Genomic DNA, 11,781 nt, shown 5'->3' with positions numbered 1-11,781 from the left:
GATTTTTATTCGGGGGTTGGTTTAATAAAATTTTAAGGATTATTTGTGGCGGGGGGGCCGCGCCGCCGCGCCGATTCACCGCTCGATCGAGGCGGGCGACGCTGAAACCGGCATCACGCTAATGCAGATGGACGCGGGCCTGGACACGGGCGCGATGATCTCCGTCGCGCGTACGCCCATTTCCGGCGCCGACACCACGGCCGTCCTCCACGACCGTCTCGCGCAAGACGGCGCGAAGCTGATCGTCGAAGCGCTGATCGAGCTCGAGCGCAGCGGCAAGCTGGCTGCAACGCCGCAACCGGCGGACGGCGTGACTTATGCGGAAAAAATCGGCAAGCACGAGGCTGCGCTCGACTGGCGTAAGCCGGCCGCAGTTCTGGCGCGTCAGGTGCGTGCGTTCGACCCGTTCCCCGGTGGCGTAGGCACGCTGGAAGACGGCACGTCGATCAAGATCTGGGCGGCGGTTCCGGTCGAGCCGCAAGGCAGCAGCGCGCCCGGCACGATCGTTGGCGTTTCGTCCGAAGGCGTCGTGGTTGCCTGTGGTGAAGGCGCACTGCGTCTCACGCAACTGCAAAAACCCGGCGGCAAGCGCTTACCGGTGCGCGAATTCCTGACCGGCGCGACGCTGGCGGCCGGTCAGCGTTTCCAGCTTCCCGAAGCAAAATAACCGACGTGCGCCTACCTTGAACATCGCCCATTCGGCCGATGTTCAAGAGCGCCGCCGCGAGCCTGCGGCGCGTTAGAATCCTCTATGCGACAGCCTGTGCTTAGAGGATCCCCATGTTTGGCATCACCCATTTCGAGTTTTTCGTCGTCGCGGTCTTTCTACTGAACGTGACGCCCGGTCCCGATACGGCTTACATCGTCGGGCGCAGTGTCGCCCAGGGCCGTGGCGCAGGCCTGATGTCCGCGCTTGGCATCTCCGCCGGTTGCTGCGTTCATTCGCTTGCCTGTGCGTTCGGTTTGACGGCGTTGCTGGCTGCTTCGGCCAGCGCGTTCACGGTCATCAAGTTCGTTGGCGCCATTTATCTGATCTATCTCGGCGTGCGTCTGATTTTCGCCAAGCCGGCGGCTGACCAGGCGGCGGGCGAAGCGCGCGCGGCCGGTGCGCCGAAATCGCTGCGTCAGTTGTTCCTGCAGGGCTTCTGGACCAATGTGCTGAACCCCAAGGTCGTGCTGTTCTTCGTGTCGTTTTTTCCGCAATTCGTCACAACCGGCAGCGACCATAAGGCACTGGCGTTTCTCGCGCTCGGCGTGGTCTTCGTCATGATGAGCATGGTCTGGAACAGCTTTGTCGCGTGGATTGCCGGTAGTGTGACCCGCCGTTTCTCCGGCAAACCGTCGGTGAAGAAGTGGCTGGACCGCGGCGTCGGCAGCGCATTCGTCGGCTTGGGCCTCAAGCTCGCCACCGCATCAAGATGATTGAATTTTCCTCGCGCGCCCATATCTAACATTTCGCTTACAATCAGCCGCCGCGATCATGCGGCGCAGATATGAAACCGCGTTAGGGCAAGGAGTGGCAGACATGTTCAATTGGGTCAAAACCGCGATGTTGATGGCCGCGATCACGGCCCTTTTCATCGTGATCGGCGGGATGATCGGCGGGTCGCGCGGCATGATGATCGCGCTCGTGATCGCCCTTGGGATGAATTTCTTTTCTTACTGGTTCTCGGACAAGATGGTCCTGCGCATGTACAACGCGCAGGAAGTCGACGAAAACAGTGCGCCGCAGTTTTATCGCATGGTGCGCGAGCTCGCCACCCGCGCGAATCTGCCGATGCCGCGCGTCTATCTGATCAACGAAGACGCGCCGAACGCGTTCGCCACCGGCCGCAACCCGGAGCATGCCGCCGTCGCCGCCACCACCGGGATTCTGCGCGTGTTGTCCGAGCGCGAAATGCGCGGTGTGATGGCGCACGAACTGGCGCACGTCAAGCACCGCGACATCCTGATCTCCACGGTTTCGGCAACCATGGCGGGTGCCATTTCCGCGCTGGCGAACTTCGCGATGTTCTTTGGCAGCCGCGACGAAAACGGCCGTCCGACGAACCCGATCGCCGGCATCGCCGTTGCATTGCTCGCGCCGATCGCCGGCGCGCTGATTCAGATGGCGATTTCGCGTGCACGTGAATTCGAAGCGGACCGCGGCGGCGCGCAGATATCCGGCGACCCGCAGGCGCTCGCCTCGGCGCTCGACAAGATCCATCGCTACGCAAGCGGGATTCCGTTTCCCACGGCCGAGCAGCATCCGGCCACCGCGCAGATGATGATCATGAATCCGCTGTCGGGCGGGGGCATCGCGAATCTGTTCTCGACGCACCCGGCCACTGAGGAGCGCATCGCGCGCTTGATGGAAATGGCGCGTACGGGGCGCTTCGAGTAACGGTTCACTGATCGGGGCGACGAAGGGCGAGTCTGCGGGCTCGCCTTTTTTGTTTGAGCGGCATCCCCGCTCCGCGCTTGGCGGCCCCCGTCCCGCACCACGCTACAATGTATGTTGTTTGCGTTGCGCGCACCGCGCGGCCTGCCTTTGCCTTTTTCATGACTCCAAAGCCTTCTTCGCGTTCTGCTACTCCGTCGGCGCGTCCGCGCGAATCCCGTCTGTCGATGCTGCACCTCGCGCCCGAATCGCTCGGCTTTGCACTCGACTGCGCGGGCCAGGCTGTCGGCGCTGTGCGCCACGGTGCAGCTTTGCCCGCCGCGCTGCAATCGGTATTCGTCGGTGCGCCTGAAGGCAACGCCGCCGCTGCACGCGGAGCCGTGCAGGATATCGCGTACCGCACCATGCGGCGTCTGGCGACCGCCGAGTGGCTGATCGCGAAGCTCGTGAAGAAAGCGCCGCCGCCGCACGTCGGCCATGTGCTTGCCTGTGCGCTCGCCTTGCTGGTCGACGACGAAGCAAACGCCGCCTATGCGCCGTTCACGGTGGTCGATCAGGCGGTGAGCGCCATCGCCGCGCGTCGTGAATTCGCGTTCGCAAAGGGCCTCGTCAATGCCGTGCTGCGCAATTTCCTGCGCGAGCGCGAGGCGCTGCTGGGCGCGGCGCAAGCCGACGAAGTCGCGCGCTGGAACTACCCGGCGTGGTGGATCGATGCGGTGAGAGGCGCGTGGCCGGGGGCATGGCAAGCGGTGCTTGCATCCGGCAATACGCAAGGTCCGCTGACGTTGCGCGTGAACGCGCGCCGTTCGACAGTCGATGCCTATCTGCAAGTGCTGCAAGACCATCACATCGCCGCGAGCAGAGCCGGCGAGTACGCCGTCAAGCTCGGCACGGCGATGCCGGTCGACCGCATCCCCGGCTTTAACGACGGCGTCGTGTCCGTGCAGGATGCCGGCGCGCAACTCGCCGCGCAACTGCTCGGCGTGCGTGACGGCATGCGCGTGCTCGACGCGTGCGCGGCGCCTGGCGGCAAAACCGGCCATTTGCTCGAACTCGCCAACCTGCAGCTCGTGGCGCTCGAAAGCGACGCGATACGCGCGCGTCGCATCGGTGAAAATTTGCTGCGGCTCAAGCTCGAAGCGGAAGTGCGTATCGGCGACGCGGGCGCGCCGGCAAAATGGCACGACGACGTCGACCAGCCGTTCGACCGCATTCTGGCGGACGTCCCGTGTTCGGCCTCGGGCATCGTGCGGCGTCATCCGGATATTCGCTGGCTACGCCGCGCGTCGGATATTCCCGCGCTGGTCGCCGAGCAGCGCCGCATTCTCGATGCCCTCTGGCCGCTCGTGAAACCAGGCGGCGAGTTGCTCTACGTTACGTGTTCGATCTTCCCCGAAGAAGGCGAGTTGCAGGCACAGTGGTTTGGAAACAAGTATCAGGATGCGGTACGATTGGACGCGCCGGGGCAACTTTTGCCCTCAGTTGCCCGCGCGCCCGCCGACACATCGGCCGGGTCCTCTGCCGGAGATGCCGCTGAAGATAGCGCCGGCTCGAACTCAGACCACGACGGATTTTTCTACGCGCGCTTTCAGAAACGGTGACCATCAAACGCTTCTTCCCGCTTCGGCTCGCTGCCGTGCTCTGGATCGCGCTGGCCGTATGGCTCGCCGTGCCGGGCGCGGCGTATGCCGATTCGATTGCGGTCCAGCGCGCCTCGCTGCAATCGGACAACACCGGCTGGAACCTCGACGCGCGTTTCGACTTCGACCTGAACAGCAATCTCGAAGACGCCGTCAACAAGGGGATTCCGCTGTATTTCACGACCGACTTCGAGCTGAGCCGGCCACGCTGGTACTGGTTCGACGAGCAGCCAGTCAGCGTGTCGCAGAGCATTCGCCTGTCGTTCCAGCCGCTCACGCGTGAGTACCGGGTGTCGAGCGTGTCGTCGGGCGGATTGCAGCTCGGTTTCACCACGCTCAAGGATGCGCTCGCCGTGATCAAGCACATCACGTCGTGGCACGTGATCGACCGCGCTCAGGTGCGTGCCGGGGAGACGTACAACGCGTCGGTGCGCATGCAACTCGACATCGCGCTGATGCCCAAGCCGTTCCAGATCGACGCGGTGAACAACCGCGACTGGAGCCTTTCCTCGGATTGGAAGCGCTTTACCTTCACGGTGACCGAACGTGCTAAATAGAGTGCGCCGCGCCACCAGTGTCAGCAGCATCGTCGTGCGCGTGCTGGTGTCCACGGTCGCCGTAACGGCCGTGCTGCTGCTCGTGCTGCTTGCAGCCGCGAGCGCGAATACCGAATTTTTCGACCGCTATTACCAGTGGCTGTACGCGGCCAACCTCGTGGTCGCGATGATCTTTTTGCTGGTGGTGGCGACGCTCGTCATCATCATCATTGCGCGGCTTAGAAAAGGTAAGTTCGGCACGCGGCTGTTAGCGAAACTCGCGTTTTTCATGGCGCTGGTCGGCGTGGTGCCGGGCGGCATCATTTACGTCGTCTCGTACCAGTTCGTGTCGCGCAGTATCGAGTCGTGGTTCGACGTGAACGTCGAAACCGCGTTGACCTCGGGTCTGAATCTCGGCCGCGGCATGCTCGACGCGTCGCTGTCCGATCTGCAGACCAAGGGCCGCTTGATGTCCGAGCAGCTGGCGAGTGCGGATGCCGCCGGCACCACGCTTACGCTCCTGCGTTTGCGCGATCAGTTCGGCGTGCAGGACGCGACGATCGTCGAACCCACGCGCAGCATGTCGGGCGCGACACCGGACATGCACGTGGTCGCGCAGGCATCCGGCAATTACGCGACGCTCGTGTCGAACGACTTGCCCACGCCGTTGATGATCGATCAGGCGCGTGGCCGCGGCTATGCGGCGATCGAGGGTGAAGTCGACGGCGATCCGAACGCGCATGGCGGCAAGGGCGCGCTGCGGCTGCGTGTCGTGCAGCGCATTCCCGATTCGAACGCGTCGCTGCTGCAGCCCGCCGAGCGCTTCCTGCAACTTACGCAGCCGGTGTCGCCGTCGCTCGCCCGTAACGCCGACGCGGTGCAGCGGGCCTATCGCGAGTATCAGGAGAAGGCGCTGGGCCGCACCGGCTTGCGCAAGATGTACATCGGCACGCTGACGCTTGCGCTGTTCCTCGCCACTTTCATCGCGATGATGCTGGCGCTCGCGCTCGGCAATCAGCTGGCCCGGCCCTTGTTCCTGCTCGCGCAGGGCACCAAGGAGGTGACCGAGGGCGACTACACGCCGAAGCGTGAAATCAAATCGCGCGACGAACTGGGCTTTCTCACGCAGTCGTTCAACGCGATGACGCGGCAGTTGTCTGAGGCGCGTGCGGCGGTCGAGAACAACCGCATCGCGCTCGAACATTCCAAGGCCTATCTGGAAAGCATTCTCGCGAATCTGACCGCAGGCGTGTTCGTGTTCGACCGGCAGTTCCGTCTCACCACGGCAAACCGCGGCGCCGAGCGGATTTTCCGTCAGCAGTTCCAGGAAGTGCAGGGTTCGGCGCTTGAGCAAATCGGTGTGTTGAGCGAATTCGGCGGAATGGTGCGCAAGGCGTTTGCCGACCGCGAAGCCGCAAGCGGCGACGGTCACGACGACCGTGGCCACTGGCAGCAGCAGTTTTCGGTGCAGGTGCCAGGCGAAACCGAGCCGCTCACCTTGCTTGTGCGCGGCGCGCGTCTTGTGTCCGCTACCGATCGCGACGCGGAAGATATGCAGACGTCCGGCTACGTGGTCGTGTTCGACGATATTTCGGACGTGATCTCCGCGCAGCGTTCGATCGCCTGGGGCGAAGTGGCGCGGCGTCTTGCGCACGAGATCAAGAATCCGCTCACGCCGATCCAGCTTTCCGCCGAGCGTTTGCAGATGAAGCTCGCCGACAAGCTGTCGCCGTCGGATGCCGATGTGTTGAAACGTGGCGCGACCACGATCGTCAACCAGGTCGCGGCGATGAAGCAGATGGTCGACAATTTCCGCGACTATGCGCGCACGCCACCGGCGGTGCTCGCGCATCTGCAACTGAACGAACTGGTCAGCGAAGTGCTCACGCTGTACGGTATTGAAGAAGGCAAGGGCGCGATTCAGGTGGAACTCGCGGATCTGCCGGCGATTCGCGGCGACGCGACACAATTGCGACAGGTGATTCACAACCTGCTGCAGAATGCGCAGGATGCCGTGGCCGACCTCGAGCAACCGCATGTGTTGCTCGAGACGAGGACAGTAGAATACGGAGACCCCGACGCGGAAGGCAAGGTACGCGTCGCGGTGCGTCTGACAGTGTCGGATAACGGACCGGGCTTCTCGGCGCGTATCCTCACACGTGCATTCGAACCTTACGTGACAACCAAGGCCAAAGGTACAGGTCTCGGTCTTGCGATGGTCAAGAAGATCGTCGACGAACACGGTGCGCGCATCGATATCCGCAACCGCATGAAAGCGGGCGATGTGATCGAAGGCGCGCAGATATCGATCCTCTTCCTTCAGTTGGCAGACGATGCCGCAGCACCTGGAGCAGGGCTGCGGCCGGCGCATGGCAATGCGTCGCAGGGAATGACAAAAGCAACAGTGCAGACAAGGGCAGCGTAAATGGCAACCATCCTGGTGGTAGATGATGAAATGGGCATCCGGGAATTGCTCTCGGAGATCCTGAGCGACGAGGGGCATGTCGTGGAAGCAGCGGAAAACGCGCAGGAAGCGCGCGAATTCCGTTTGCGCCAGGCGCCGGACCTGGTGCTGCTCGACATCTGGATGCCGGATACCGACGGTGTCACCTTGCTCAAAGAATGGGCCGCGCAAGGGCAACTGACCATGCCGGTGATCATGATGTCCGGTCATGCAACCATCGATACGGCAGTTGAAGCGACCAAGATCGGCGCACTCAATTTTCTCGAGAAGCCGATTGCGTTGCAGAAGCTGCTGAAGGCGGTCGAGCAAGGCCTTGCGCGCGGCAATGCGGCAAGTGCACCGGGCGGTGCGGTGGCCAAGCAGGTGTTGCCGGTCAGTGCTTCGGCCGTGGCATCGGCGGCCGCGTTGCCGATGCTGTCGTCGGATGGCATGGGCAGCGGCGCGCTGGCTGCGCAAACGGCGTCGATTTCGTTCGACATCCCGTTGCGCGACGCGCGCGATGCGTTCGAGCGCGCTTACTTCGAATATCACCTCGCGCGCGAGAATGGCAGCATGACGCGCGTTGCGGAGAAGACCGGCCTCGAGCGTACGCACCTGTATCGCAAGCTCAAGCAGCTCGGTGTCGATCTCGGTAAGAACAAAGGAGAGTGAGCAGCACCGCGACCCGCCGTGCCCCCCTGCGCATGCGCGCAGACTCGGCCGTGGCGGATTTTTTCGAGAAGGGGCTTGCCGTGCTGCTGACCCTTTGATATCATTTCGTTCTTCGTTGGCCCGGTAGCTCAGTTGGTAGAGCAGCGGATTGAAAATCCGCGTGTCGATGGTTCGATTCCGTCCCAGGCCACCAGGATTCAGCCCCAGGAAATCGCAAGATTCCTGGGGCTTTTCCTTTTACGGACGCCACCCGTGGTGGCATCGCTTGTGCGCCACTGCAATGGGCGTGCTCGGCGGCATTGGGCGTCGCGTGATAAAATCGCGCCAGTTCAAGGACTTGCGTGCGGGCGCGCGATGGGTGCGGCACCGCACCAGGCACGTCTTTTCGTATCCCGAAACTGGGCCTTTTGCGCACTCCGCCGCAACACGGCAAGGCCGCAACAGGTGCCAGATTCTTCGCCCGACGATTAACGGTATAAGCGCCCAGCGACTCTGCATGCGGAAGCCGCGGCCTATACTGCTTTGGGCCGGCAGCAGTGCCGGCACGCGTCGCGCCGCGTTGCTTGCATGGCGCACCTCGCGCAGCGCGACGTGGCACTCATCATTCACGGAGTTTCACGGTGATCCGCAAAGACGCTAAACGTAGCGCTCTGGTGCTGTTTTCCGGCGGCCAGGATTCCGCCACGTGCCTCGCCTGGGCGCTTGAACGTTATGAAACGGTTGAGACGCTAGGCTTCGATTATGGTCAGCGGCACCGAGTCGAACTCGAATGCCGCGAAGGGTTCCGCAACGCTGTCACGCGTGCCTTTCCGGCGTGGGCCGACCGTCTCGGCGAAGATCACATGATCGACCTGTCGGTGCTCGGTTCGATCAGCGATACCGCGATGACGCGCGAGATCGAGATCCACGCCACCGCCAACGGTTTGCCGAATACGTTCGTGCCGGGCCGCAATCTGATGTTCATGACGATTGCAGGCGCGATTGCTTATCGGCGTGGTTTGCAGGTGCTGGTCGGCGGCATGTGCGAGACGGACTTCTCGGGCTACCCCGATTGCCGCGACGACACGATGAAGGCCTTGCAGGTCGCGCTGAACCTCGGTATGGACTCGCGCTTCCTGCTCGAAACGCCGTTGATGTGGCTCGACAAGGCCGACACGTGGCGGCTCGCGCACGAGTTGGGCGGTGAAGAACTGGTCGAACTGGTGCGGGTCGAAACGCACACGTGTTATGTCGGCGAGCGCGCCGAACTGCATGCATGGGGCTTCGGCTGCGGCGAATGCCCGGCGTGCCGCTTGCGCAAGCGCGGTTATGAAGCGTACCTGGCCGGCGAGAAGGTGACTGAGCCGGTCTAACGCTCTCACGCCTGTTTTACGCTCGCGCGCCGTGCGAACGGGCGCGGCGCAGGCAACTATTTGCAGGAACACAAGGCAGGCAGCAGCATGACTTACGCGGTCAAGGAAATCTTCTACACGTTGCAGGGCGAGGGCGCGAATGCCGGGCGTCCGGCCGTGTTTTGCCGGTTCGCCGGCTGCAATCTCTGGTCGGGCCGCGAAGAAGATCGTGCGGATGCTGTGTGCCGCTTCTGCGATACGGATTTCGTCGGAACGGATGGTGAGAACGGCGGCAAGTACCGCACCGCCGAAGAACTGGTGCGGATGATCGCGTCGCAATGGCCGGAAGGCGAGGGCGAGCGCTTCGTGGTCTGCACGGGTGGCGAGCCGATGTTGCAGATCGATCAGCCGTTGGTCGATGCGCTGCATGCAGCCGGCTTCGAAATCGCCATCGAAACCAACGGTTCGCTGCCGGTGCTCGAGACGATCGACTGGATCTGCGTGAGCCCGAAGGCCGACGCGCCGCTCGTCGTCACCAAGGGCAACGAATTGAAGGTCGTGATTCCGCAGGACAACCAGCGGTTGTCCGAGTATGCGAAGCTCGACTTCGAGTATTTCCTCGTCCAGCCGATGGACGGCCCGTCGCGCGATTTCAACACGAAGCTCGCGATCGACTGGTGCAAACGCCATCCGCAATGGCGCCTGTCGATGCAGACCCACAAGTATCTGAACATTCCCTGATTCGCCGTGCTGACGATTACACGAAAACTCGAATTCGATGCGGGCCACCGCATTCCCGATCACCGCAGCCAGTGCCGTAATTTGCACGGCCACCGCTATGTGCTCGAAATCACGCTGCAAGGCGACCTGGTCGACACGGAAGGCGCGCCGGATCGCGGCATGGTGATGGACTTCGCCGACGTGAAGTCGCTCGCGGTCGAGCATCTGGTCGACAAATGGGACCATGCGTTCCTCGTCTACGAAGGCGATACACAGGTGCGCGGTTTTCTCGAAACCATGGCGGGGCACAAAACCGTTGTGCTCGATCGCATCCCCACCGTTGAAAATCTTGCCGCCGTCGCGTTCGACATCCTCGCGAATGTCTACGACGCGCATTACGGCGTGAATCTGCGTTTGCATAAAGTGCGTCTGTTCGAGACGCCGAATTGCTGGGCCGACGTGGTTCGCGATTGAACCCGGGGCCGCGCGAGTCGATTTCGCGGCCCAACCTCCACGTTATTGTCACGGTATGATCGCTCCGATAACCACACGGAGCGAGACATGCCGGTCAACGCATTGCGTCGCAGCAGGCAGTTCGGCCTGTGGCTTTCGCTCGGCAGCGATACCGCGGCCGAGGCGCTCGCGCATGCCGGTTTCGACTGGCTGCTGATCGACATGGAGCATGCGCCGAACGATAGCGGCGACGTGACGTCGCAATTGCGCGCGATCGCCGCCGCGCATCTGCCGAGCGAACCTGTCGTGCGCGTGCCGGCCAGCGAGGCGTGGCTCGTCAAGCGCGTACTGGACGCGGGCGCGCGCACGTTGATGTTCCCGAATATCGAATCCGCAGAAGAGGCGGCGCACGCCGTGCGTCTCACACAGTATCCGAGCGCCGATGCGCTCGACGGTCAGCGCGGCGTCGCTGGCGTGGTGCGTGCGGCTTCCTACGGCATGCGGCGCGACTACGTGCAAACCGCCAACGCGCAGATCGCGACCATCGTACAGATCGAGTCCGCGCGCGGCTTGCAGGAAGTCGAAAAGATCGCGGCGACGCCGGGCGTCGATTGCCTGTTCGTCGGGCCCGCCGATCTCGCCGCGAGCCTCGGCCATCTGGGCGATTCGAAACATGCCGACGTGCAGGCGGCCATGGCGCGTATTGTCAGCGCCGCCGACAAGGCCGGCATTGCCAGCGGAATTTTTGCCATGGACGCCGCGGGCGCAAAGCAGCATCGCGATGCCGGTTTTCGTTTTATTGCCCTGGCCGCCGACGTCATGTGGATGTTGCGCGCGACCCGCCAGGCGTTGCAGGAGGTGAGGACATGAAGGGGATGGTGCAGTGCGTCGCGGTGCGTCTGGCGGTCGCGGTGGCGTTGACGGCGACCGCGACGGCGTATGCGCAGGACAACCGTGTCGCGAAGTCGAACGATCCGCAGACGCAAACCGCGGTCGCCGATTACAACGCCGGCAATCTGAGTGCGGCGCTTACTGAGTTCCGTAAAGCAGCGGAGCGCGGCAGCCGGCTTGCCGAGTTCAACTACGCGATGATGTTGCTCAACGGAGAAGGCACCGCGGCCAATGTCGACGAAGGCAAAAAGTGGCTGCGCAAAGCCGCCGACGCCAACATGTCGCACGCGCAGTACGTGTACGGGAAGATGTACGACGACGGTGAGTTCGTTGGCCGTGATCCGGTCGAGGCGCACCGGTGGTTCCTGAAGGCCGCGCAGCAGGGACACGTACAGGCGGAACTTGCGCTGGCCAACCAGTTCCTTGATGGCCGCGGTACGGGGCGCGACAACCGGCAGGCGTTCGTCTGGTACAAGAAGGCCGCGCAAGGCGGCGACATGACCGCGCAGTACGTGACCGGCTCGTTCTACGAACGCGGTGGTGACGGCGTGGACAAGAATCTGAACGTAGCGCGTGCCTATTACGCGGCAGCGGCGGCACAGGGCGATCCCGCGGCGAAGCTCAAGTATCAGCAACTGAGCGCGCAGTTGCGGGATCAGCAGGAAGTGAAACCGCAGTAAATGGAACAGCAGTAAATGAAAAAGGGGCGCTCCTG

At 63.1% G+C, this 11,781-nt stretch carries 11 protein-coding genes, 1 tRNA gene and 1 pseudogene; all 13 read left to right on the top strand.

The window, feature by feature from the left end:
• Positions 1-46 precede the first annotated feature (46 nt).
• A pseudogene (locus PQR67_RS26375) lies at positions 47-667 on the top strand (methionyl-tRNA formyltransferase); the annotation flags it as partial.
• Between the two features lie 113 nt (positions 668-780).
• Positions 781-1,422, top strand: a complete 642-nt coding sequence (locus PQR67_RS26370) for a LysE family translocator (RefSeq protein ID WP_408465622.1) — start codon at positions 781-783, stop codon at positions 1,420-1,422.
• Positions 1,423-1,525: 103 nt separating this feature from the next.
• Positions 1,526-2,383 (top strand): zinc metalloprotease HtpX, encoded by an 858-nt coding sequence (gene htpX / locus PQR67_RS26365; protein WP_408465620.1) that lies wholly within the window; start codon positions 1,526-1,528, stop codon positions 2,381-2,383.
• Between the two features lie 158 nt (positions 2,384-2,541).
• Entirely contained in the window at positions 2,542-3,981 is a 1,440-nt protein-coding gene (gene rsmB, locus PQR67_RS26360) for a 16S rRNA (cytosine(967)-C(5))-methyltransferase RsmB (RefSeq protein ID WP_408465618.1), read from the top strand.
• Positions 3,978-4,577 carry a DUF4390 domain-containing protein gene (locus PQR67_RS26355; RefSeq protein WP_408465616.1) on the top strand — a complete coding sequence of 200 codons (600 nt, stop codon included), beginning with the start codon at positions 3,978-3,980 and terminating at the stop codon, positions 4,575-4,577. Before rsmB ends, PQR67_RS26355 begins: the two co-directional genes overlap by 4 nt.
• On the top strand, positions 4,567-6,981 hold the full coding sequence (locus PQR67_RS26350) for a sensor histidine kinase (RefSeq protein ID WP_408465614.1): 2,415 nt from the start codon (positions 4,567-4,569) through the stop codon (positions 6,979-6,981). The genes PQR67_RS26355 and PQR67_RS26350 overlap by 11 nt, the downstream gene beginning before the upstream one ends.
• Entirely contained in the window at positions 6,982-7,671 is a 690-nt protein-coding gene (gene esaR, locus PQR67_RS26345; protein WP_120345790.1) for a response regulator transcription factor EsaR, read from the top strand.
• Between the two features lie 117 nt (positions 7,672-7,788).
• A tRNA-Phe gene (locus tag PQR67_RS26340) sits at positions 7,789-7,864 on the top strand.
• A 427-nt stretch (positions 7,865-8,291) separates the two neighbouring features.
• Entirely contained in the window at positions 8,292-9,023 is a 732-nt protein-coding gene (queC, locus tag PQR67_RS26335; protein ID WP_408465611.1) for a 7-cyano-7-deazaguanine synthase QueC, read from the top strand.
• Positions 9,024-9,110: 87 nt separating this feature from the next.
• On the top strand, positions 9,111-9,743 hold the full coding sequence (gene queE, locus PQR67_RS26330; RefSeq protein WP_408465609.1) for a 7-carboxy-7-deazaguanine synthase: 633 nt from the start codon (positions 9,111-9,113) through the stop codon (positions 9,741-9,743).
• A 9-nt stretch (positions 9,744-9,752) separates the two neighbouring features.
• The gene (gene queD / locus PQR67_RS26325; protein ID WP_093634683.1) at positions 9,753-10,196 is read left to right on the top strand and encodes a 6-carboxytetrahydropterin synthase QueD; all 444 of its coding nucleotides are present in this window, start codon (positions 9,753-9,755) and stop codon (positions 10,194-10,196) included.
• Positions 10,197-10,283: 87 nt separating this feature from the next.
• Positions 10,284-11,045, top strand: a complete 762-nt coding sequence (locus tag PQR67_RS26320) for an HpcH/HpaI aldolase family protein (protein ID WP_408465607.1) — start codon at positions 10,284-10,286, stop codon at positions 11,043-11,045.
• Positions 11,042-11,746 carry a tetratricopeptide repeat protein gene (locus PQR67_RS26315; protein ID WP_408465605.1) on the top strand — a complete coding sequence of 235 codons (705 nt, stop codon included), beginning with the start codon at positions 11,042-11,044 and terminating at the stop codon, positions 11,744-11,746. Before PQR67_RS26320 ends, PQR67_RS26315 begins: the two co-directional genes overlap by 4 nt.
• Positions 11,747-11,781 lie beyond the last annotated feature (35 nt).

The sequence above is a fragment of the Paraburkholderia fungorum genome (genome assembly GCF_046026025.1).
Classification (GTDB): domain Bacteria; phylum Pseudomonadota; class Gammaproteobacteria; order Burkholderiales; family Burkholderiaceae; genus Paraburkholderia; species Paraburkholderia fungorum_E.
Note: the sequence above shows the minus strand (reverse complement) of the source record. Positions and strands in the feature narration are given on the sequence as shown.